This window comes from Clostridium sp. AM49-4BH (genome assembly GCF_003478335.1).
Classification (GTDB): Bacteria; Bacillota; Clostridia; order Lachnospirales; family Lachnospiraceae; genus Butyribacter.
In genome coordinates, this window is the sequence record NZ_QUFB01000008.1 from 30,071 (window position 1) to 54,786 (window position 24,716).

A 24,716-nucleotide genomic window follows, 5' to 3' on the forward strand; every position below is an offset into this window, starting at 1 on the left:
ACTGTGTCTATTATTTACTCATCATTTTCATAAACTCATCAAAGAGCAGTTCGGAATCCTTTGGGCCCGCATTCGCCTCCGGATGAAACTGTACCGTTTTGATCGGTTCATTTAAGTATAAAAGACCCTCTACGGTTTTATCATTGACATTGATAAACCACGCTCTGCCACCGACTTGTCAATGGAGTCTGCATCAACCACATATCCATGGTTCTGTGATGAAATATATACCTTTCCTGTTTCCAGATTCTTTACCGGATGATTCGCACCACGGTGTCCATATTTCATTTTATAGGTTTTAGCATCATGTGCAAGTGCCATCAACTGATGTCCCAAACAAATCGCAAAGATCGGAATACCGGATCCTGCCAAAACACGGATCTGCTCGATCACTGCCGTACACTCGGAAGGATCTCCCGGTCCATTAGTGATCATAATGCCGTCCGGCTGCTCTGCGATAACATCCTGTGCCGCAAAATTCTGTGGATAAACAGTAACTTCGCATCCACGATTTAACAGACAGCGTATAATATTCTTCTTCGTTCCAACATCGATCACAACCACTTTTCGCTCTACCGGCACTTCCTCAGAGCCGATATCTCCCGGTTTGTATGTTTCTTTCTCTTTGCAGGATACTTTTTCTACTACACCAACCACTTTATAATCTTTGAGCTTTGGTAAAATTTCCTCAAGATCATAATTCTCATTTGTGGTGATCATTCCATTCATCGTTCCCTTTTCACGCAAGATCTTCGTTAAAGCACGGGTATCAATTCCGTAAATTCCCGGAATATCATTTTCTTCCAAGAAATGCTGTATCGAATCTTCCGAACGGAAATTGCTTGGCATACGGGATAACTCTCTTACGATAAAACCATCCGGCCAGCCTTTTTTCGACTCCATATCTGCATAACATACGCCATAATTACCAATCAAAGGATAAGTCATCGTTACTGCCTGCCCTGCATAACTAGGATCAGTCAGTACCTCCAAATAACCAGTCATCGATGTATTAAATACAATTTCACTGATCACTTCTTTCTGTGCTCCCATACTTTTACCTTCAAAGACAGTTCCGTCTTCTAAGATCAAAAACGCTTTTGTCATCATAGATCCCATTCCTTTCCGTTCAGTTCTAGTATCATTTCAGCAGTCTCAACCATGTTGGTACCACTGTCCATACTTATTTTTTGTATATAGTGATGTGCTTCCTCTTCTGTTATGTGGTTTCGATCCATTAACAGCTCTTTTGCCGTAACGATCTTTTTCTGATCCTGCTCAGAGCGTGCCTTTGGCTTTTTCTTTTGCTTCTTACGCCATCGATAATACTGTGATAGCATTATTTCCAAGGTGCTCATCAGATCCTGTACCTTAAAGGGCATCGGTAGTGCCATCAGACCGCGCACATCGCAGTCTGCCAGTTTTACCGGTGATGCCAGCAATAGCATCTGAAACCCCTTAGGGAGATATTCGTAAATCTCTGAATAGTGCATATCCGAGAAGCGATAACCACAAATAACAATTCCGCCATCAAGCGAATTTGCAGCACTTACAATCTGTGCACCACTGTCACACACAAGGGTGACATCATGACCATTTTTATTCAAAATCCGCCGAAGATTTTTAGCATCTTCAATCTTTGGAAAAGCGATAATAATATCTGCCATGCTGTCAGCAAACCTCCTATCGCGCTTTAAGAATGTTTATATCGTTCCCAGATATTTCTCTCTTTCCCAAAGTGTTACCTGCTTGCAGTACTCATTCCACTCTGCCTCTTTGGTGTGGATCATGTGATTCTTAATGTGGCTTTCTAACACACTACTTAACAGCTCATCCTGTTCAAACTGTTTAACAGCTTCATGCAGGGTTCGCGGAAGATTGCCCTGTGGATTGTTCTCTCCTTCACTTTCCTCCATTGACCGCGGTGGAACCAAGCCCTCTCGGATCCCTTGCAATCCTGCTGCCAGGCAGGCTGCAATCACGAGATATGGATTAGAAGCCCCATCCGGACTGCGCAACACGATACGCGCCCCGTCTCCACCAATCGACGTTAAACGAATCAGTGGACTATCATTGGTAAACGACCAGCCAACCGCAACCGGTGCTAAATATCCCGGTATCAAGCGCTTATAGGAGTTCACGATTGGATTTGTGATCAAACTCATCCCCTTCATATGACGAAGCATTCCCGCCATAAACTGATACCCATCCGCGCTAATGCCATGTTCATCACTGTCGCTGCAAAAGATGTTCTTGCCATTTTTGCTCAATGAAAACGTAAAATGTGCACCAGAACCTTTGACATGCTTACGAGGCTTCGGCATGAACGTTGCATGTACACCGTGTCGTTTTGCGACAGTTCGTACTACCAGACGAGTCGTCATGATATTATCCGCTACTGTCAGTGCATTATCGTGTGCCATCTCCAAAGCATGTTGCGCCGCCTCATCCGAATGATAGGAGCTTTCCACTTCAATGCCCATGTCTGCCAAATACAATACCATGTCACGTCTTGTATTCTCACCGCCATCAGAAGGCCCAATATCAAAATAGCCGCCCCGTTCGGATGACTGATTGGTCGGCTCTCCATTTTCATCCAGATCGAACAGGAAGAATTCATGCTTGATACCTACATCAAGTGTATATCCCATCTGCTCTGCCTCTGCGATGACCTTTTTTAGAATATAACGGCTGCTTCCCTTAAACGGAGTACCATCCGGCTTAACAATGTCACAAATAAAACGTGCCACTTTGCCGTTCTGTGGTCTCCACGGAAAAGTTACAAACGTATCCAAATCCGGAACCAAAAACAGTTCTTCATAGCCAACACCACGGAATCCGTCTACCGCTGCACAGTTAAATCGACACCGACCGCCTAGGATCTTGTCGATCTGATCAACTGTTGTTGCCATATTTTTCAGATTACCGGCAATATCGGTAAACTGAAGTCGTATAAACTTAACATCTTCTTCTTCAATCAAATCCAGTATATCCTGTCTGGTATACTTTGCCATCATGTCCTCCATTCTGCGCCTGTGTAAGGGGCTCATCATGCTAACTATGTCTTTCCATACGTTTCTTCTGTTATAGAACTGATATAAAACCGTATATTTTTTGACCCTATTATACCAATTTACACATTCATCCTATTATACCTATAAATGAGAAGAGCGTCAACACTTTTTGAAAGTGCGACGCCCTTCTTGTTGGATTTTGTTATAAAAGATCAAGGGACTAAAGTCCACATAATCTTATTAAAGCAAGGAAATGCTTTGCAGACTTCTTTCGAACTATTCCAGATTGGTATAGCCCATGAGCGCCTTATCTACCTCTTTGGCGACATGACGTCCCTCGTTAATACCCCATACGACTAATGACTGTCCACGGTGCATATCACCGGCCGTATATACTTTATCTACATTTGTCTTGTAGCTGCCCGGTTCCGTCTCTACATTAGTGCGGGCATTTAGTTTTACGCCAAACGCTTTTGCGATATAATCCTGTGTTCCCAAGAAACCGGCTGCGATCAACACGTAGTCTGCCGGGATCTCAAACTCACTGCCGGCGATCTCTGTCATATTCATTCGTCCGGTCTTAGGATCCTTTTTCGGCTCCAGTTTGACAAGCTTAACTTTCTTAAGCTTGCCGTTTTTATCGGCTATAAATTCCTTGACAGTTGCCTGATAAATACGTGGATCCTGTCCATATACAGCGATTGCCTCTTCCTGACCATAATCTGTCTTGCAGACTCTTGGCCACTCCGGCCATGGGTTATTCTGTGCTCTCTGATCCGGAAGTTTTGGCATCATCTCAATCTGTACGACACTCTTTGCACCCTGACGTACCGCCGTACCAACACAATCATTACCGGTATCTCCACCACCGATCACTACGACATTTTTTCCTTTAGTGTTGACCCAGTTTTTCTTTTCACCGGTTAATACGTTTTTGGTAGAACGCGTCAAAAAGTCAACTGCAAAATAAATGCCATCTGCCTCACGCCCCGGAGCCTTAATATCTCTCGGATTGGATGCACCGCAGCATAAGATCACACTGTCATACTGCTGCAACAGATCGGACGCTTTAATATCTTTGCCGACATTCGCATTGACAACAAATCTGATACCTTCCTTCTCCATGACTTTCTGCTTACGGTCGATCACCCATTTTTCCAATTTCATATTTGGAATGCCGTACATCAGTAAGCCTCCGATATGATCGTTTCTCTCATAAACCGTAACACTGTGACCACGTTTGTTTAACTGATCTGCTGCCGCAAGTCCGGAAGGGCCTGATCCAACGATCGCAATCTTCTTTCCGGTACGTACCTTTGGTGGATTTGCTTCCATCAAGCCATGTCGATATCCATACTCCACAATATAATTTTCGTTCGCCTTGCAAGTGACCGGTGTATCATGCAAACCGCAGGTACAAGCTGCTTCACATAAGGCAGGACACACTCTTGATGTAAATTCCGGAAAGTTATTCGTCTGACGCAGCATTTGAAGAGCTTTCTCATAGTTGCCACGGTAGATCAGATCATTCCACTCCGGAACCAGATTATTCAGAGGGCATCCGGAGGCCATTCCACCGATCATCATGCCCGACTGGCAAAACGGCACTCCACAGTTCATACAACGTGCTGCCTGCTCTTTACGGTCTTTTTCACGCATTGGTGCATGAAATTCATTAAAGTTTTTGATGCGCTCTAGCGGTTCTATTGCCGCATTGTCTTTTCGTTCATATTCCATAAATCCCGTAGGTTTTCCCATCGCTTTTTCCTCCATCTTTTAACTTATGCCTGTTTACCGGTTCTTGTGTGCGTAGAATGCTTCGATCTGTGCCTGCTCATAGCTTAAACCTCTCTCTTCCATCTGAGCGATCAATTGCAACATTCTACTATAGTCATAAGAGATAATCTTCTTAAATTTCGGAAGATACTCGCTAAAGTGATCTAACACCATCTGTCCCTTTTCGGAACCTGTTGCAGCAACATGTTCTTCGATCATTGCTTTCAGATCTAAGACATCATATTTATCCGTTACCGGTTCGCTGGATACCAGTTCCTTGTTTAACTTCAGATAAAGGTCACTGTTTTCATCCAAAACATAAGCAACACCGCCGCTCATTCCGGCTGCAAAGTTCTTGCCCGTCGGTCCCAGTACGACGACACGTCCACCGGTCATGTACTCACATCCGTGATCACCGACACCCTCTACAACAGCCGTTGCACCAGAATTTCTGACACAAAAACGTTCTCCGGCGATACCATTAATAAATGCTTTACCGCTGGTTGCCCCATACAGTGCAACGTTACCGATAATGATATTATCCTCTGCCTTAAAATTAGATCCTTTCTCAGGATAGACAACGATTGTTCCACCGGATAATCCTTTTCCCATATAATCGTTGGAATCACCAATCAACTCCAATTTAAGTCCTTTTGGAATAAATGCTCCAAAACTCTGTCCACCGCTGCCATGGCATTCTACAGTGATCGTATCTGCTTCCAATCCTTCATGGAACCTCTTGGTGATCTCAGAGCCGAGAATCGTTCCCAGGGAGCGGTTTAAGTTCGTAACATTCACGGAAATCTTAGCTTTTTCACCAGTCTCCAATGCTGTTTTCAACTTAGGAAGGAACACCTTTTCGTCCATTGTCTTCTCAAGTTCGAAATCAAATTTATTTTTTGGATTAAATTTATTTTCTTTGCGCTCACCCGCAAAACTTGCATCCAGTATCGCACTAAGATCAATGTGTTTTGCCTTCTCTTCTTCACCATCCTTGATCTTCAGCAGATCAGTACGTCCGATCAGATCATTGACCTTGCGAATTCCAAGTGCTGCCATATATCGCGAAGTTCCTGCGCAATAAAACGCATAAAGTCTCAACGTATTCCGGTTTGCCCATAAAACGCTTACGAAGTTCCGGATTCTGTGTTGCAACACCTACAGGACAAGTATCAAGATTGCAGACACGCATCATGACACAACCCATAGTAACTAACGGAGCTGTTGCAAAACCATACTCCTCTGCGCCGAGCAATGCTGCCACGAGAACATCACGACCGGTCATTAATTTACCATCTGTCTCGATCATAACACGGGATCGAAGGCCATTCATGATCAATGTCTGGTGAGTCTCTGCAAGTCCCAGTTCCCAAGGAAGTCCGGCATTGTAAATCGAACTTCTCGGTGCTGCTCCGGTACCTCCATCATATCCTGAGATCAAGATAACTGCAGCTCCGGCTTTGGCAACACCGGCTGCGACAGTCCCGACACCTGCTTCAGAAACCAGTTTAACAGAAATTCTGGCATCTTTATTACTGTTTTTCAGATCGTAGATCAACTGTGCCAGATCTTCGATCGAATAAATATCATGATGCGGTGGTGGGGAGATCAAGCTGACACCAGGTGTTGAATGTCTTGTCTTGGCGATCCATGGATACACTTTACCACCCGGCAAATGACCACCTTCACCCGGCTTAGCGCCCTGTGCCATCTTAATCTGAATCTCCTTAGCACTTACCAAATAACGGGAAGTGACACCAAATCGTCCTGATGCCACCTGCTTGATCGCAGAGCATCTGCTGTCCGGGGCACCGGCTGTCTCAAGACGTTCCAGACTCTCACCGCCCTCGCCACTATTGGACTTACCATGCAAACGATTCATAGCGATTGCCAACGTCTCGTGTGCTTCTTGAGAAATAGATCCATAAGACATTGCTCCGGTCTTAAAACGCTTCACAATCTCGTCCACACTCTCAACTTCATCGATTGGAATGCCTTTCTTCGGGAACTTGAAGTCAAGCATACTGCGCAGGGTCATCTTGTTTTCTTTTTCATCAACAGTCTTGGTATACTGCTTAAACAGATCATAACTTCCTGTCCACGTTGATTGCTGCAGCAAATGGATTGTTTCCGGATTATAAAGATGGGCTTCTTTACCGCCTCTTGCCTTATGCTGTCCTCTGCTCTCCAAATTCAAGTCTACGCGAAGTCCTAACGGATCAAATGCGGAAGAATGAAGTTCATCTACCTGATTTTGGATATCTTCCAAAGTAATTCCACCCACACAGCTAACTGTATTCGTAAAATATTTTTCAATGACATCCTGATCAATACCAATCGCCTCAAAGATCTTTGATCCCTGATAAGATTGAATTGTTGAAATACCCATTTTAGAGGCAATTTTTACAATGCCATGTAAGACAGCTGCATCGTAATCATCTACTGCTGCATAATAATCTTTGTCCAGCATTCCATTGTCGATCAATTCCTTGATCGTGCTATGTGCAAGATACGGATTAATAGCACTTGCACCATAACCCAATAAAGTTGCAAAATGATGCACTTCTCTTGGTTCTGCTGTCTCAAGTATCATATCAACGCTTGTTCTTTTCTTGGTTGTTACCAAGTGATGCTGCATCGTTGCCGTAGCCAGCAGAGACGGGATCGCAACGTGATTTTCATCTACACCACGATCTGTCAGGATCAAAATATTTGCGCCCTCTTTATACGCACGGTCTGCCTCTAAGCAAAGACGATCCAACGCTTTTTTTAACGATGTATTTTTATAATACGTGATCGGAATCTCTTCCACCTTAAATCCATCTTTATTCAGTGTCTTGATCTTAAGAAGATCCGTATCTGTAAGGATTGGATTTTTGATCTTGAGCATTTTGCAGTTTTCTGCCTTTTCCTCTAACAGATTACCATCCTGTCCAATATAAACACTCGTAGAAGTTACAATCTCCTCACGGATCGCATCGATCGGCGGATTTGTTACCTGTGCAAATAACTGCTTAAAATAGTTAAATAATGGCTGCGGTTTATCAGAAAGCATCGGCAACGGCGTATCTGTACCCATCGCTCCGATCGGCTCTGCTCCATTTTGTGCCATCGGCAGGATAGATGTCTTATATTCCTCAAAAGTATATCCGAATGCTTTTTGCAGACGAACTCTTTCCTCGTCACTCATCTGCTCTACTTTTTGATTTGGGATATGGATTTCCTGAAGAGTGATCAAATTGTTATATAACCATTCGCCATATGGCTGACGAGACGCATACTGCTCTTTTAATACATCATCGTCAATCAATTCACCCTTGACTGTATCAACCAAAAGCATACGTCCCGGACGAAGGCGGTCTTTCTTCACGATTTTTTCTGGTGGAATTTCAAATACACCAACTTCAGAAGATAAGATCAACTGATCATCTGTCGTAATGTAATATCTAGATGGGCGGAGTCCGTTTCTGTCGAGTACGGCACCCATATAATCACCATCGGAAAACAAGATAGAAGCCGGTCCATCCCATGGCTCCATCATCGTTGCATAGTACTGATAAAAGTCTCTCTTTTTCTGACTTACACTCATATCATTTTCCCATGGTTCCGGTATTGTGATCATGACAGCAAGTGGAAGTTCCATACCACTCATTACCAAAAACTCCAATGTGTTATCAAGTCTGGCGGAATCAGATCCGTTCGGATTAACGACCGGAAGCACCTTGCTAAACTCATTAGCGAGATAATGACTTTCCATTGTCTCTTCACGCGCTAACATTTTATCAGCATTACCGACAATCGTGTTAATCTCACCATTATGAACGATAAAACGATTCGGATGTGCTCTCATCCAACTTGGGTTTGTGTTCGTACTAAAACGGGAATGAACAATTGCAATCGCAGATTGATATTCCGGGCTTTGCAGATCTTCAAAAAACAAACGAAGCTGTCCCACCAAAAACATTCCTTTATATACGATCGTTCTACTGGAAAACGATACGACATAGGTATCATCGTTACTCTGTTCGAATACACGTCTCGCTACATATAACATTCTATCAAAGTCTAAGCCTCGTTCCACATCTTCCGGACGCTTTACAAATGCCTGCATGATGCATGGCATGCACTCTAACGCCTTATGTCCTAACACCTTTGGCGATACCGGAACTTCACGCCATCCTAAAAATTCCAGTCCCTCTTTTTCGACGATGACCTCAAACATCTTCTTTGCCTGATTTTTCTTCAATTCATCCTGTGGGAAGAAAAACATACCAATACCATAATCCCGCTCTTCTCCAAGCTCAATTCCTAATGGAGCAACCGCTTTCTTAAAGAAATTGTGGGAGATCTGTAATAAAATACCAACACCATCACCGGTTTTTCCTTCTGCATCTTTGCCGGCACGATGTTCCAGTTTCTCTACAATGTCCAATGCTCCCGAAACGGTATCATGCGTCTTATTACCTTTAATATTGACGATTGCACCGATACCACAGTTATCATGTTCAAAACGAGGATCATAAAGTCCTCTTTTTTCATGATCGACCACCTGCATTGCCTTTGCAATTTCAGATTGCGCATTGTTTCTCGCTTTTTCCTTAGCCATGTTATTCCTCCTATCCAACAAAAAAGGAGTCCAGCAACAGAGACCACACGCAAGCTCTTTCCACTTCAGGAAAAGCCCATGAATTCTCTCATTGCTGAACCCCTTTGTTCATCAACTTGTTGATATTATACGGTTTTTTTCTCAAAAAAGCAATATTATTTTGTGAATTTATATGTTTTATTTGTTTTCTAAAGCAAATAATCGTTTTACTTATTTTTCTTTTGTGTCCATTCATAAAGTTCCTCCATTTCAATTGATCAATTTATTTCAATAAGAAAACAAAGCATTGTTTTATGATGATCAAGGACCTTTGACGCCTTAATCCCATAATGCAAAAGATCGATGTTACACTCTTAAAGCGTAACACCGATCTATAAAATTTCATAACATGAAACGGAGAGTGAGGGATTCGAACCCTCGGTCAGTTCTCACCGACACATCATTTCGAGTGATGCACCTTCGACCTCTCGGACAACTCTCCATATATATAGCCCTTAAAGCTCAGTAAGACTCATTATCCTGAATCATTGTACACGATTCACTGCATATAATGAAGTTTCAAAGAAGCTCGTAAAATGAGCACACTTCTAGTATTATATCATAAGTATTTTCATCTGTCAAAATTACTGCTTCGTAAATTGTACTAACAATAATTCTACACCTATTTGATCCTCAATCCGTCCACGCTTAAACAGATATTCAGTCTCTACACACTGTTCCAGCATTTCCTTAAGCTTCGCTGTCGAAAAATGACGACTCTGACTTTGGTATCTCCCCACAGAAAAGGGCGGAATTCCAACTTTTCGTGCAATTTCTCCCTTTGGGACTCCACTCCCTAAATCATTTATCTGCAGTAATATATTAAAGTGTCTCGATAACAAGTACAAAATGGACATTGCACTCTCTCGAAGTTCCAAGAGATCCCGATACAATTTCATCGCCCGCTTCTGATCACCGGAAGCGACTGCATCCATCATCTGAAAAATCTGTCCATTCACTTGTACACACGCAATTTCATCGACATCCTCTTTCGTGATCTCCTCGCGATCGCCGACAAAACCGATCAATTTATCCAGTTCATTTTTCACATGATACATATCATTATCGATCAATCCCAAAAAATACTCTGCTGTATTCTCCCTCATCTGCTTTCCTGCCTGCTTGAGGATCCCTACAGTCCACAGCTTGATCTCCCGATCGTTCATCGGCTTCATTTCAACCGCATATCCGCATTTGTTGACATACTTATACAGGCGGTTACGTTTATCAATCTCACTCTCCACAAAAAGTAAGATTGTAGAGTCCGGCATATTTGGCAGATAATCTGCAAGATCATTTGCCGACTTAAACAGACCGGAATTTTCCACAATGATCAATCGATAATCACTAAAAAAGGGCAGTGTATCAGCAAGATCTTTGATCTGCACCACATCTGTTTCTTTACCTTGGAACCGCGTGCAGTTCATATCATCTCCGCCATTTAAAACAGCAGCCTTTAAGCTGTCTCTATAAAGACGTTTGAGATAATCTTCCTCTCCATAAAACAGATAGCAGTTCTTAAACTGTCTATTCTTAATATCCGCCTTTAGTTTTTGCAACTTACTGTCCGCCTTTCTCTCCTACTTATTTATAGAGTATAGAGCTCCGGTAAAGAAATTTCTTGGTGTCATATCTGCTGCTAACGATATGTTCTATATAATCCGGCAAGCTTACCTAAAATCTCAACCCGATCGACAATGATCGGATCCATTGTATCGTTTTCAGGCTGCAAACGATAATGCCCATCCTCTTTATAAAAAGTCTTGATCGTAGCAGAGTCATCCACTAAAGCAACCACAATCTCACCATTTCTCGCAGTGTTCTGCTTCTTTACCAATATCTTGTCACCATCATAGATTCCGACATTGATCATACTCTCTCCACGCACTTTCAACATGAATGATTCTCCTGTCGGTACATCCTCTGGAAGTAACGGAAAATATCCCTCGATATTCTGCTCTGCAAAAATAGGTTCTCCTGCTGCAATCTCTCCAATCACCGGAACATTTACGATCTCACGTCGTGCCAGATTAAATTCATCATCAATGATCTCAATCGCACGAGGTTTCGTTGGATCACGACGAATATAACCATTCTTCTCCAGCGTCTCAAGATGAGAGTGTACGGAAGAAGTTGATTTCAAATGTACCGCATCACAGATTTCACGTACAGCCGGCGGATATCCGCGCTGTAATGTCTGTGCTTTAATATACTCTAATATTTCTTCCTGCTTTGCAGATATTTTACCTTTAGCCATAAATATGCCTCCAATTCCTGTATTCGTTCTATCAAATAATCTACTGCGCATGTCCTGCATAATACAATGCATCTGCTCATCTAACAAACAATGTGTGTTATATATACTGCTGCACACGATATGGGCAGTCTCATCATTAACAGAGTAACACATATGTTCTATAGTGTCAAACAAATGTTCCGAACAAATTTTCTATTTGAAGGCTGTTAAACTATAGCGAGTCTGCCTGCAGCACCTTACCGTCTGCCCAAATACGCTCCAGATCATAAAACAGGCGATCCTCTTTATCAAAAATGTGCACGATCACATCGCCAAAGTCCATCAATACCCAAGTACTGTTTTTATTACCTTCGACACGTTTTACGGCATATCCGTTTTTGTGCATATGCTCCTCAACATTATTGATCATCGCTTGGATCTGCGTGGTACTGTCCCCACTTGCGATTACAAAATAATCTGCGATCATTGTAATCTCAGAAATGTCGATCAATTTAATATCATAACCTTTCTTTTCGTCTAATGCCTCATATACGATCTTTGCCATTTTTTTCTGTTCTGTCATAATTATTATATCCTTTCTACGATTGTTTATTGATATTGTTTATAATACTCATATGCCTGTTTGGTATTCGGATCAAAACATTTCATCCCGCGGCTGCTTCCTTTTAGATACGAAACTGTATTTTCTAACGTCATGCACACTGCCTTATCAATATCACAAAATGCTATCTGACGTATCTGTGTAAGTCCCGGTATCAATTTGCGGTTGGGCTCAATATAGTCTGCCAAAAATACTATTTTCTCCAACAAGGTCATCTCCGGTCTTCCTGTCGTATGCCAGCGAATTGCTGCCAATATCTGCTCATCATCAATTTCGTAACGATGTTTCGCATAATAGACTCCAAGTTTTGCATGAAGCAGCGACGGATTCTTCTGTTCCACCTCTGAAATCTCAATATTGTATTTACGGCACTTTTGAAGCATCTGCTCGCCACTGCAATATTTTGCACAATCGTGCAATACCGCTGCATACGCCGCCTTATCTAAATCTTCTCCGTAGCGCATTGCCAGCGCTTCTGCCGTATAAAGCACTCCTATCGTATGCGTAAATCGTTTTTCCGATAATTTCTTACTCAACTTACTTTGAATTTCTTGTATCTGTTGCTGCATCTCTAGTTTCCTTTCCTGCCCTGCACCGGATCCAGGTACAATCGCTGCTCGTGAATGTAAGCTGCAACCGCCTGCGGAAGCATCTCATCCACAGAATGCCCCCGCGCGATCATTTCGCGAATCTCATGAGAACTGATCTCGATCTGCTGCATATCGATCAATTGTATACGCGCATGATACTTTTGACATAAATATTCCTTGTGCTTACGCATCTGCTCTGCCGGAACATCATCCCGTCCCGCAGCCAGTATAATAGCATTGGCAAATATTCTTTCCGGGTGATACCACTGTTCTAATTGAAAAAAAGAATCTGCTCCCAAAATGAAGTACCACTCACACTCGGGATGCTCTCTTGTGAGTATCTGCAGAGTATCTGCAGTATATGTCGTCCCTGTGCGTCGTAACTCCAAATCCGAAAACATAAAATCATTATTTCCTGCCACAGCCAGTCGAACCATCTGAGACCGAACAGACTCCGATGTTATTTTAGTACTTTCTTTATGTGGAGGTATCTTGGTAGGCATAAATAGCACACATTCCAAAGAGGCCTGAAGTGCTGCCTGCCTCGCCATCGTCATATGCCCATTATGGATCGGATCAAACGTCCCACCCATAATGCCAACTTTTCTTTTGGCTGTGACTCCACTATCCTTCACTAACATTTACTTATCGCCCCAAAGATATTTTGCAGTGCCTTGATCTGTCTTAGACTTCTTCCCCTTAGCTACAGATCTCTTGTCCGGCTTAGAAAAACTTTTCTGTACTTTATCTGATTTTTTCATGTTTTTTGCACCATGACGGTTCTGCTTTTCACGTTTCAAAGCACGTTTACGCTTCTCCTCCAATTCAAAGTTTTTCTTATACAAAACAATCTTCTTGCCGATCACCTGCACGACCTCTGAACCGGTTCTCTCTGCCAATACCTGTGCAATCTCATGCGGATCATCCAAACAGTTTTTGAGTACAGATACTTTAACCAATTCTCTTGCATGCAAGGCATCCTTTACTGCATTAACCATCGCAGGCGTTAAACTAGCCTTTCCAATCTGAAATATGCTGTCTAATTTCATTGCCTGTGTTTTCAATTCTGCTCTTTCTTTACTTGTCATATTTATCCTCACTTTTATCATTTTTTCAGTCTGCTTCGCAGCCGCTTGTTTTTCTCTGCGGCCACTGTTCATACATCAAATTGCCTTTTTTCAAACTCGCAAATCCGCTCTTTCAGAGCTTATTCGCTTGTTTCACAAGCTTATTTGCTCGTTAATGAGCCCAGAAAAACAAATGTCTGCTTCGCAGCCGCTTGTTTTTCTCTGCGGCTCATTATATCACAAAATACCGGCAGAAAAAAGCAATATCTTTTTTTCTAATTTTCAATTTGATAAAATACACATATTCTCTCTTTTTGTCGCATATGTTGCTATAATTATATTTCATATCGTACTGATATTACTGCACTAACCTATTTGGTACAGAAAGGATTCTCACAATGCAATTATTTCGTTCCATCCTGTCAAGACGAATGCTTGCTCTTATATTATGTGCCGTACTTATTTATGTCAACGCCTTCACATCTGTCAAGGTTTTTGCGAAAGTATGCACAAATCAGCCAGCTTTTCGGTGCACAGCAAATAAACAAGCTGAGGCAGACCAAGCACATAATAATGATCTAGCAATCACTGCGAAAGCTGCCGTTCTGATCGACAATGCTTCCGGACGCATCTTATATGCCAAAAACAAAGATAAAAAATTAATACCGGCAAGTATCACCAAGATCATGACCCTCCTTCTGATCTTTGAATCTATCGAACAAGGGAAATGCAAACTTGAAGATAAGGTAACAGTAAGTGAATATGCCGCATCTATGGGCGGTTCACAGGTGTTTTTGGAACCGGGAGAGACGCAGGACGTCAATACAATGATCAAATGCATCAGCATAGCCAGCGCAAACGATGCCGCTGTGGCCATGGCAGAACATCTTGCCGGATCAGAGCAATCCTTTGTAAAACGTATGAACAAAAAAGCAAAAGCTCTCGGTATGAAACATACTCATTTCAAAAACTGTAACGGTCTGGATGACTCCATAGAGAGTGGACATTACAGCAGTGCATACGATGTAGCCTTAATGTCACAATCGCTTGTGTCCAAGTATCCGGACATTTCCAAGTATTCTACTGTATGGATGGATGCTATTACACATATCACCAAAAAGGGGAAGAAAAAATTTGGGCTAACGAATACCAATAAACTAATCCGTACTTATCAGGGGATTACCGGGCTAAAAACCGGATCCACATCGAAAGCAAAATATTGTCTCAGTGCTACTGCACAACGAGATGGAATCAGCCTTACCGCCGTCATTATGGCTGCTCCAGACCCAAAAATCCGGTTTGTGCAGGCGGCAGCCTGTTGGATTATGGTTTTGCAAACTGTACCGCCTTTCAGGAAAATCCGGACGATATCACTCTCCCCCCGCAAAAGATCTCCGGTGGTATCACGCCGGAAATAATCCCGCGCGTCGAAAAACCATTCCAATACGTACTTTGTGGAGATGAACAATCCTATAAGCCTAAGCGCAAGATTTTCTATCGCAAACATTTACAGGCTCCGATCAAAGAGGGGACAATCATCGGTTCTGTTCAATATACATTAAACGATCAGGAGATCGGTTCCCTTCCCATTGTAGCAGCGCAAAGTATCAAAAAAGCCTGCTATAGCGATATTTTTCTAAAACTACTGCAGGCCATTATTGGTAAATAACTCAGACAATTCTTCGGGCATGTATTCATCAGTGCCCTAGCAAAATAAGAAATCCACTCAAGAAAAACAGGAACAAAGCCGCAAACCCTGCTTTGTTCCTGTTACCGTTCTTATTTATAACCGATCATTCCATGAAAATTAGGAATCGCTACGGGAATACTTAAACTCCTCTTTGCCATCATAATCAAATACAAATTGATTCAACGCCTCCGCATTAGCACTGGTATCCCAGGCAGTTCCACCAGAAGTCATAACAATACATGACCCGCAAGAATACTCACCATTATATCCACTGCGAAAATATCCCTGTACCGGAATCTGCATCTGATTAATCGTGGTCGTTCCTAAGGAAACTGCATCTTTAAGATATTCGGTTATCTGCTCATTTGTCAGGTCTGTTGTTACTTTTTTGAGCACTACATTGGCAATGTCCAGCCAATCCGTCATCGGAAGCTTCTTAATCTTGTTAAAGACTGCGTTGATCGTCGTGCGCTGTCTCCAAGTACGTCCATAATCATCGCGAAGTCCATTGATCGTTGTAACACCACCCTTACGGATTCGACAGTAACCTAATGCCTGTGCACCATTCAAGGTCTGCTTTCCAACCTTTACATTACGGCTCTTTTTATTTCGAATATAGTTCGTTGAATTCAAATAACTTGCTTCTGACTCAGTAAGTTCCAACTCTATACCCCCCACTTTATCAATAATCTTGGTAAATGCGGCAAATCCAACCTCCACATATCCATCCAATTCAATATTGAAGTTCGTAGCAATCGTCTTATATAACAATTCTATGCCACCAAAAGAATTGGCAGAATTCAACTTATTCTTGCCATGTCCCGGTATTTCAACAACAAGGTCACGCATCAATGACGCTGTTTTGAGTGTCCCATGCTTCATATCCATCGTTGCAATGATCATTGTATCTGTAAGACCACTAGCTCCATATCCTCTTTCCTCTCGGTAATCGTTACCGATCACGAGAATATTCACAATCTGATCATCTGAATTCACATGAATTCCGCTTAGATCAACGTTAGCAAGTGCCGTATCATAATCTCGATTGATCTGATTCAAGCTGTTGTTATACAGCACCTGCGCCTTTGCCACAAAAAAACCTGCCGTAGCACTAAGAACTAATAAAATTCCCATTAATACTTTTTTCCACATTTGGTATTCCTCCATGTCGTATGCAACGTATCCAGGCTTTGCGGGGCTGCATATCATTATTCATCGTAATCTTTGCCGGTACTGCTCACCGTGCTTGTATCTTTTGGTTTATATTTAAATTCATCTTTACCATCATATTTAAAGATAAACTGACGTAACGCTTCCGAATTGGCTGTCCTGTCATAATCCGTTGTAATACCATTAGTCGGAACCAGACTCCATCCCTGTGCATCCGGAAATTCATTATTTTTGTCATTTCTATAATATCCGTTGACCGGAATCTGCATTTGATGAATCTGTGTTGTTCCCATCATCACAGCATCTTTCATATATTTTAGGATCGTATCATTATCCAGATCTGTTCTGACATTTTCTAACACTTTGTCTGCTACTTCCATCCATTTAGAAAGCGGCTGTGACTTCATCTTGTCAAAAAGAGCTGTGATCACTGTACGCTGTCTCCAAGTACGTCCATAATCATCTGCCAGACCGGTTACCGTTTTCACCGGTTTTCCAATAACGTCCATTCCTTTACGGATTCGACACCACCCTAGTGCCTGTGCACCATTTAAATGTTGTTTACCAACCTTAAACTTGCGATTTTTCTTTTTCCAGACATAATTGGTTCTATTCAGGTATTCAACCTCCGTATCCGAAAGCTCTACTTCAACACCGCCAACGGCATTTACAGCCTGCTCAAATCCCTTAAAGCCAACTTCTGCATACCCATCTACTTTAACATTAAAATTCTCTGCCAATGTCTTGTAAAGATTCTTCAAACCGCCAAACTCTTTCTTGCCGGCAGCATTAACTTTCATTTTCTTATTCTGACCGTATACATCAACGAGCGTATCGCGCATGATGGATGTCAATTTCAATGTATTATGCTTCATGTCCAGTGTACCGATCATGATGACATCATTCAATCCCGGAGATGTACTGCCGTCGTAAGTTCTATAATCATCTCCTAATAACAGGATGTTGATCACTTTACTATCCGTCTCCACATGAATATTACTCAGATCTACTGAACTCAAATCCGTGTCATAATCACGGTTCACCTTATTGAGACGCCCCTCGATCGTTACCTGCGCTTTCGCTGCGAAAAATCCTGTTGCAACACTAATGACAAGCAAAATGCTTAATACCACCTTTTTCCACATGTTAGTATTCCCCCTAAAACTCTTCTGTGTTTACGTACTAATCTGTACAATTATAGCAAAAATAATACGGTATGACAATGCTATTACCAAAAAAATGACAAATTCTTCATAGAAATGACAGATTTCGGCCTTGTAAAACTGCACTTGACGAACAAGTGTACTATCCTCTATAATTTATTTCTAAGTATATGTTATAAGAATGGAGGGTTACACATGGCACGTGGTGCTGGAAAAAATAATTGGGCACTTTTTCTCTTAGTATTGGCAGGTATCGTGATCGGAAGTTTTATCGCACAGGCTACTGCAGGTATCTCTGCTCTTTCCTGGTTAAACTACGGCAAAAACTTTGGGTTTACAACTCCTTTTGTCCTAGATCTGGGAATTTTGGTATTAACGTTCGGACTCAAGATCAAAATTACCATCGGAAGTATTCTTGGTATTTTGATCGCAACGATCATTTATCATTTTATCTAAACGTCATAATAACGATGCAAAATTCATAAATGACAAAATCATTGCTAACGAAAAGAATATCAAAAAAAGCTGCAGGCATTACAAGGTACACCGTAATGCTTGCAGCTTTTTCAATTAAAAATCATACTACTATATATTATTTGTGTGCTCTGTAGTAATTAATGAGGCAGCCCTTTGTAATGATATCACGCTCATCATCTGTCAGTGCTCCTAAGCTCAAAGTAAATTCTTTCATATCTTTACCGACTACATAAGCCTTGATCTCATCCTGCTTCTCTTCTACCGCTTTCTTAATATCTTTGACGAAGATATAATCACCATTCTCAAATGGGATCTCATCCGGATACAAGAATGGAAGCATACCCCAGTTGATCAGATTAGAACGATATCTCTTAGTTGCATACTCCTTTGCAATATTTGCAAGACCGCCTAATACTTTCTGACAGGAAGCTGCCTGCTCACGTGCAGATCCATCACCCGGCTTCACCGCATATACCATGCTTCCGATCTGTGTCTTAGCAGGATCAACATCGAATTTCTCATTGATCTTATCAAAAACTTCTTTTGCTTCCGGCAATGCTGCGAAAATATCCTCGCCGGCAACACGTGCTTTCTCACCAAGCTGAACAGCCTTTGCCTTGCCTACATACTCCGGATCTTTACGGGAAAGTGTAAACTCTGCCAGTCCCAAAGGATTTGAACGGAAGGAAGATGTCTCACCGGATGGGATCAACTCATCAGTTGTCGTAACCGGATCGTGAATTTCAGATACAACCTTGATCAAGATGTCATCTGTCAATGCAGACATCTCCGGCCAATCCTTAATGTTTGGTCCAAACTTCACTTCTTCATTATAATCAGGTTTTCCTACACCATCGTAAACACGGTTTGCATAAATATTTTTATCAAAGAAATACTTTGGTGTATTGATCGTTGCATCAACGTCCGTGGCAGCTGTCAAATAGCCCTTATTTGCTGCTGTTGCTGCAATAGAACGTGCATCCATCAATGCTACCGAAGAGATCTGACCGTTCTGGATCTTAGATCCCTCACGGTTCGGGAAGTTACGCGTTGAATGGCGAATACTAAAGGCATTGTTTGCAGGGGTATCACCTGCACCAAAGCACGGACCACAAAATGCTGTTTTCACGATTGCTCCGGTCTCCATAAGATCTGCTAACTTACCATTCTTAGCAAGCTCCATATAAATTGGGGTAGAGGCCGGATACACACTCAATGTAAACTCATCTGCTCCAATGCTTGCGCCTTTCAAAATATCAGCTGCAGCACAGATATTTTCAAAACCACCACCTGCACATCCTGCAATAATACCTTGATCTACATAAAGTTTGCCATTACGCACTTTATTCTTAAGCTTAAAATCAACTTGACCATCCAAAGATACCAATGCTTTCTTCTCGCAGTCATCCAAAATATCCATCAGATTATCCTGTAACTCATGGATCGTATATACATTGCTTGGATGGAATGGCATTGCGATCATTGGCTGGATCTTAGAAAGATCTACATATACCATACCGTCATAATAAGTAACTGCTGCCGGATTCAACTCTTTATATGCGCCGGCACGTCCATGGATTTCATAGAACTCTTTGATCTTGTCATCTGTTCTCCAAATAGAAGACAGGCACGTAGTCTCCGTTGTCATTACATCAATACCAATACGATAATCTGCAGACAATTTAGAAACACCAGGACCTACAAATTCCATCACTTTATTCTTAACATAACCGTTATTGAATACTGCACCGATAATAGCAAGTGCTACGTCCTGAGGGCCGACGCCAGGCATTGGCTCGCCATCCAGATAAATACCGATCACACCAGGCATTGGAATATCGTACGTACGCTCTAACAACTGCTTTACTAACTCCGGGCCACCTTCACCCATTGCCATAGTACCAAGGGCACCATATCTTGTATGAGAATCAGAACCGAGGATCATTTTACCACCCTCTGCCAACATTTCTCTTGCAAACTGATGAATAACCGCCTGATGTGGTGGCACATACATTCCACCATATCTCTTAGCACAAGAAAGACCAAACATATGATCGTCCTCATTGATCGTTCCACCAACCGCACATAAACTATTGTGACAGTTTGTCAAAACATAAGGAACAGGGAATTTATCCAATCCTGATGCTCTTGCAGTCTGGATAATGCCAACAAATGTAATATCATGAGACGTTAACTTGTCAAATTTAATCTGAAGATTATCCATACCACCAGAAGTATTATGTGCTTTCAAAATAGAATATGCAATCGTTCCCTCGGAGGCCTGCTCCTTTGATGGCACCTCTCCACATTTTGCCTGAATCTGTGCTTCTGCCTGGCCGTTATCTTCTACGATATCTGTCCCATTCAGCAAATACACACCATTATCATACAACTTAATCATACTGTTACCATACCTTTCTCTTAAGCCAGTGGTTTTAAGCTTTCATATTATGCTCTTGGCTCAAGTAATCATATGCCATGTGGTAAACACAACATACTGTTCTATTCTAATAGAATTAAATGTACTTTTCAAGTGCTACAGCGCTCTCCTGCAATTCATCCATCAAAGAGCCAACTTTGGCAGCCTGTTCGCTTGTCTGATATCCCATCTCCGCCGCCTGAGATGTATTAGCGGAAACTTCCTCGCTGACCGCTGATATCTGTGAAATACTTTCCACAATGGAGTCATTCGCAGTCATGATCTGGCTGATCTCCTCGGAAACATTTACTACATCCTCATTCAAATGATCCATCTGAGAACGGATCTGGGTGAAATCTTTATCCGTTACCTGGATCAAATTTTTCTCCTGTTCAGATGCTTCCAACACACCATTGATTCTTTCCTGTGTCTCTTCTGCATTTTCCTGTAATTTGGCAGTGATCTGAGAAATTCCTTCCGTCAACTGTCTGGTCTGCTCTGCAAGTACTCGGATCTGCTCTGCAACAACCGCAAAGCCGCGACCTGCTTCGCCCGCTCTTGCACTCTCGATCGATGCATTCAAAGCAAGCATATTTGTCTGACTGGAAATATCAAAAATATTTTGCGTAATCTCAGCCACTTCCTTGGTATTCTCTGTCAAAGCCCCCCATTAAAGTATGTACCTTTGCATTCTCAGCTGCAATAGCATCTGCCTGCTCAAGTAATTTCTGCATAGAGTCACGGCCTTTATCGATCGACTCCATACTCATCTCGGCAACCTGCTTCATTCCCTGAGATCGATTGCTGGTCTTCGTGATCATTTCCTGAATCTGTGAAGTCATCACCGTCTGCTGCTCAATGCTCTCTGCATTGGAACTGTTACCGGTCGATATCTCGTCCAATGCATTTGCTGTACTAACTGTAGACTGCTGCAACTCTTCCATCAAAGATGCAGCTGTTGAAGAATTTTCTTTAACCTGCTTGGAAATATGAAGAATTTCCTCCAGCAAAGTTTCTGATTTTTGCTGATTAGTAAGTGCACGACTTACTTTCTCGCTGTTAAGCTGTGCAGCAAGCTTAGTAATTGCGCAGACAACAACCATTGTAAGAACGACCGTTGCAAGCTGAAGGATCAGCGTACTCGTTGTAATATCAATTCCTGAATTCATCTTGCCATTGACTACACAGCGTACTACGTATGCCACATTGATAACGATCAAACCAATGCTGCTTCGCAGGATGAAAGCAAAGTCGAAATACAAAATGAAAATGCTTGCCATTGGAAAGGCAGCAATAAATACAAGGTCACTATTGGCGCCATACATGATCACTGCATATAACACACCATATCCAACCATAACCGCATGACGCAGTGCCACACTTCCATGATTACGAATATATAAAACCGCATTGATCAATAACCCTACTGCAACAACTGCAACTACAACGATCGCATATGTCCAGCTAATGTTTCCTACCGATGCATCCTGCAGATATCCTACTACAAAAAATGCATCCATCAAGGTCGCAAAAATGAATACTAAGAGATTAATCCTCTCATTTTCGCTTTTTGTTCTCTTTGAAATTTCTCTCATACTATAAATTCTCCCTTCTGTTAATATCCCACCTCTACGTCAGTACCTATATAGTACCATAAACTGCCTTTCTTCTTCAATACTAACTTGTCATTTCTTTTTCTTAAGTTAGCATTGTATGTCCCGAAATGTTGTGGTAATATATTGTAAAAATACAACGGAGGTACTTTTCATGAAACATCTAATCAGTCCCCTTGATTTATCAGTGGATGAACTGGACCACATATTGGCCTTAGGTCAGTCGATCATGCATGATCCGCAAGCATATGCACATGTATGTGACGGCAAAAAATTAGCAACTTTATTTTATGAACCAAGCACTCGTACACGTCTCAGTTTTGAGGCAGCCATGTTAAATCTTGGCGGTAGCGTGCTTGGTTTTTCTTCCGCTGATTCCAGCTCAGCGTCCAAAGGAGAAAGCGTCGCTGACACGATCCGCGTAATCTCTTCTTATGCAGATATCTGTGCAATGCGCCACCCAAAAGAAGGAGCTCCTACCGTAGCTGCAATGCATTCACGGATACCGGTGATCAATGCCGGTGATGGCGGACATAATCACCCGACGCAGACATTAACGGATCTCTTAACGATCAAAACACTGACCGGGCGTCTGGATAATATGACCATCGGTATGTGCGGTGATCTGAAATTCGGCCGTACCGTACACTCTCTGATCAATGCCATGGTACGTTATCCGAATATACATTTTATATTGATCTCTCCGGATGAACTTCGTATTCCGGATTATCTTCGCCAAGAAGTCCTGGTGGACGGCAACATTGATTTCATCGAAACCAATGAATTGGAAAAATATATGCCAAAACTTGATATTTTATATATGACACGCGTGCAGAGAGAACGCTTTTTCAATGAGGAAGATTATATCCGCTTAAAAGACAGTTTCATCTTAGATGCAGCTAAGATGCGTTATGCCAAAGAAAATATGTATGTACTGCATCCGCTTCCGCGCGTCAACGAAATTGCAACTGAAGTCGATGATGATCCTCGTGCTGTATATTTTAAGCAGGCGCAATTCGGTGTTTATGTACGAATGGCTCTGATCATGACTTTGCTTGGACTTGCAAAATAAAGGAGGTAACTATGTCACAGAAAGAAATTCCGGAAACCGGCAGATTAAATATCGGTGGATTAAACGAGGGTGTTGTCATCGATCATATTCAGGCCGGAGGTGCCATGAAAATATATGAATATCTTAACTTAGAAAAATTAGACTGCTCTGTTGCCATTATCAAAAATGCACGCAGCAACAAAATGGGCAAAAAAGACATTATCAAAATCGAGGGACCTTTGGATATTGATCTGAATGTTCTCGGTGTATTAGATCCAAACTTAACGATCAATATCATAAAGGATAACAATATCGTTGCCAAACATAAACTGGAACTTCCGGAAACCGTTACCGGAATTATCCGCTGCAAAAATCCGCGTTGTATCACTTCGATCGAGCAGGAGTTACCACACTCTTTCAAATTGACAGACCGCAACAGACGGATTTATCGCTGCATTTATTGTGAATCTAAATTCAAAGGAAGCTTGGTCAACTAACAGATCACTTTTCTTCCGATCTGTAAAACAATGTGTTGTTGCTCTACTTAAGTGAACAAAGAGTCGCTTGCGACTCTTTCGCGCTCGAGCGGTGCTGTTTGCAGCTAACTTCTTCTCCGCGAGATGCGCATCCTCGCGGAGCGTTTTTTGCTTTATAGGAAACGAGAAGTTTCCTATAAAGAAACAAAAAATGCACAGGAAGCATTCTGCTTTAGCATCCTGTGCGTTTTTTTTAATTCTATTACGACATTCCGATATCATATCGTGTTATGCCGTCTATTCTAACGTTTATTATCGTTTTTTTTGCTCTTTGTATCATCTGTTTTAGAATTTTCATGATCATTTGTCTTGTCTTTTTCATTGCCTGTCAGATCATCAACTGCATCTTCTGTACCATCTACAGCGTCATCTACAGCATCTTCTACACCATCCGTGGCATCTTTCACAGCATTTCCCGCACCATCTACAGCATCATCCACGGCATTTCCCGCATCATCTGCAGCATTATTGGTACTCTCTGGAAGTTCTGTCTCATTTGGCATATCCGTTGCACCATTACCGGAAGAAGGTGATGTAGCAGAATTATTTTTGGATTTATTACCGCATCCAACCATCAATGCTGCCGCCAAGACTGTAACCACCGCAAAACCTAACATTTTCTTTTTCAAAGCATTCACCATACCTTT

19 protein-coding genes, 1 tRNA gene and 3 pseudogenes are annotated in these 24,716 nt (G+C 42.0%); 4 read left to right on the top strand and 19 right to left on the bottom strand.

Annotated features, from left to right (window positions below):
- Window positions 1–10: 10 nt before the first annotated feature.
- From DW981_RS03815 to DW981_RS15565, 13 genes and pseudogenes are all read right to left on the bottom strand, one after another.
- A pseudogene (locus DW981_RS03815) lies at window positions 11–1,107 on the bottom strand (carbamoyl phosphate synthase small subunit).
- The gene (locus tag DW981_RS03820) at window positions 1,107–1,667 is read right to left on the bottom strand and encodes an ANTAR domain-containing protein (RefSeq protein WP_022025782.1); all 561 of its coding nucleotides are present in this window, start codon (window positions 1,665–1,667) and stop codon (window positions 1,107–1,109) included. The pseudogene DW981_RS03815 and the gene DW981_RS03820 overlap by 1 nt, the downstream one beginning before the upstream one ends.
- Window positions 1,668–1,703: 36 nt before the next feature.
- Window positions 1,704–3,014, bottom strand: coding sequence for a glutamine synthetase family protein (locus tag DW981_RS03825; protein ID WP_022025783.1), 1,311 nt, complete (start codon window positions 3,012–3,014; stop codon window positions 1,704–1,706).
- 276 nt (window positions 3,015–3,290) lie between these two features.
- Entirely contained in the window at window positions 3,291–4,772 is a 1,482-nt protein-coding gene (locus tag DW981_RS03830; protein ID WP_022025784.1) for a glutamate synthase subunit beta, read from the bottom strand.
- A 33-nt stretch (window positions 4,773–4,805) separates the two neighbouring features.
- A pseudogene (gltB, locus tag DW981_RS03835) lies at window positions 4,806–9,345 on the bottom strand (glutamate synthase large subunit).
- A 139-nt stretch (window positions 9,346–9,484) separates the two neighbouring features.
- Window positions 9,485–9,631, bottom strand: coding sequence for a hypothetical protein (locus DW981_RS15010; RefSeq protein WP_182434120.1), 147 nt, complete (start codon window positions 9,629–9,631; stop codon window positions 9,485–9,487).
- 159 nt (window positions 9,632–9,790) lie between these two features.
- Window positions 9,791–9,877, bottom strand: a tRNA-Ser gene (locus DW981_RS03840).
- A 142-nt stretch (window positions 9,878–10,019) separates the two neighbouring features.
- Complete coding sequence (gene holA / locus DW981_RS03845) at window positions 10,020–10,994, bottom strand: DNA polymerase III subunit delta (protein ID WP_118506835.1); 975 nt, start codon at window positions 10,992–10,994, stop codon at window positions 10,020–10,022.
- A gap of 80 nt (window positions 10,995–11,074) precedes the next feature.
- Entirely contained in the window at window positions 11,075–11,692 is a 618-nt protein-coding gene (gene lexA / locus DW981_RS03850) for a transcriptional repressor LexA (RefSeq protein ID WP_118506852.1), read from the bottom strand.
- Between the two features lie 211 nt (window positions 11,693–11,903).
- On the bottom strand, window positions 11,904–12,254 hold the full coding sequence (gene rsfS, locus DW981_RS03855; RefSeq protein WP_022025790.1) for a ribosome silencing factor: 351 nt from the start codon (window positions 12,252–12,254) through the stop codon (window positions 11,904–11,906).
- 26 nt (window positions 12,255–12,280) lie between these two features.
- Window positions 12,281–12,862 carry a bis(5'-nucleosyl)-tetraphosphatase (symmetrical) YqeK gene (gene yqeK, locus DW981_RS03860; protein WP_118506836.1) on the bottom strand — a complete coding sequence of 194 codons (582 nt, stop codon included), beginning with the start codon at window positions 12,860–12,862 and terminating at the stop codon, window positions 12,281–12,283.
- A gap of 2 nt (window positions 12,863–12,864) precedes the next feature.
- Window positions 12,865–13,524, bottom strand: a complete 660-nt coding sequence (nadD, locus tag DW981_RS03865; protein ID WP_118506837.1) for a nicotinate-nucleotide adenylyltransferase — start codon at window positions 13,522–13,524, stop codon at window positions 12,865–12,867.
- 165 nt (window positions 13,525–13,689) lie between these two features.
- Window positions 13,690–13,971: pseudogene (locus DW981_RS15565) on the bottom strand (YhbY family RNA-binding protein); the annotation flags it as partial.
- A gap of 377 nt (window positions 13,972–14,348) precedes the next feature.
- On the opposite strand from DW981_RS15565, the gene DW981_RS03875 reads away from it, so the two are divergent.
- A complete protein-coding gene (locus DW981_RS03875; RefSeq protein ID WP_118506838.1) occupies window positions 14,349–15,368 on the top strand; it encodes a D-alanyl-D-alanine carboxypeptidase family protein in 1,020 nt (339 codons plus the stop codon).
- Between the two features lie 389 nt (window positions 15,369–15,757).
- Here the strand turns inward: DW981_RS03875 and DW981_RS03885 are convergent, their stop codons facing one another.
- On the bottom strand, window positions 15,758–16,792 hold the full coding sequence (locus DW981_RS03885) for an LCP family protein (protein WP_182434122.1): 1,035 nt from the start codon (window positions 16,790–16,792) through the stop codon (window positions 15,758–15,760).
- Between the two features lie 56 nt (window positions 16,793–16,848).
- Window positions 16,849–17,955, bottom strand: coding sequence for an LCP family protein (locus DW981_RS03890; protein ID WP_022025796.1), 1,107 nt, complete (start codon window positions 17,953–17,955; stop codon window positions 16,849–16,851).
- Window positions 17,956–18,168: 213 nt separating this feature from the next.
- Here DW981_RS03890 and DW981_RS03895 point away from each other — a divergent pair, with 213 nt between their 5' ends.
- Complete coding sequence (locus tag DW981_RS03895) at window positions 18,169–18,429, top strand: DUF4321 domain-containing protein (protein ID WP_022025797.1); 261 nt, start codon at window positions 18,169–18,171, stop codon at window positions 18,427–18,429.
- Window positions 18,430–18,565: 136 nt separating this feature from the next.
- On the opposite strand, the gene DW981_RS03900 is transcribed toward DW981_RS03895, so the two are convergent.
- From DW981_RS03900 to DW981_RS03910, 3 genes are all read right to left on the bottom strand, one after another.
- Window positions 18,566–20,851 (bottom strand): hydratase, encoded by a 2,286-nt coding sequence (locus DW981_RS03900; protein WP_118506841.1) that lies wholly within the window; start codon window positions 20,849–20,851, stop codon window positions 18,566–18,568.
- Between the two features lie 115 nt (window positions 20,852–20,966).
- On the bottom strand, window positions 20,967–21,530 hold the full coding sequence (locus DW981_RS03905) for a methyl-accepting chemotaxis protein (protein WP_118506842.1): 564 nt from the start codon (window positions 21,528–21,530) through the stop codon (window positions 20,967–20,969).
- The gene (locus DW981_RS03910; RefSeq protein ID WP_118506843.1) at window positions 21,502–22,464 is read right to left on the bottom strand and encodes a hypothetical protein; all 963 of its coding nucleotides are present in this window, start codon (window positions 22,462–22,464) and stop codon (window positions 21,502–21,504) included. The genes DW981_RS03905 and DW981_RS03910 overlap by 29 nt, the downstream gene beginning before the upstream one ends.
- A gap of 172 nt (window positions 22,465–22,636) precedes the next feature.
- Between DW981_RS03910 and pyrB the strand changes: the two genes are divergently transcribed.
- Both pyrB and DW981_RS03920 read left to right on the top strand, forming a co-directional pair.
- The gene (pyrB, locus tag DW981_RS03915; RefSeq protein ID WP_022025801.1) at window positions 22,637–23,554 is read left to right on the top strand and encodes an aspartate carbamoyltransferase; all 918 of its coding nucleotides are present in this window, start codon (window positions 22,637–22,639) and stop codon (window positions 23,552–23,554) included.
- A gap of 11 nt (window positions 23,555–23,565) precedes the next feature.
- Window positions 23,566–24,030 (top strand): aspartate carbamoyltransferase regulatory subunit, encoded by a 465-nt coding sequence (locus DW981_RS03920; protein ID WP_022025802.1) that lies wholly within the window; start codon window positions 23,566–23,568, stop codon window positions 24,028–24,030.
- A gap of 281 nt (window positions 24,031–24,311) precedes the next feature.
- Here DW981_RS03920 and DW981_RS03925 read toward each other — a convergent pair whose 3' ends face one another.
- Entirely contained in the window at window positions 24,312–24,698 is a 387-nt protein-coding gene (locus tag DW981_RS03925; RefSeq protein ID WP_147352600.1) for a hypothetical protein, read from the bottom strand.
- Between the last annotated feature and the right edge of the window lie 18 nt (window positions 24,699–24,716).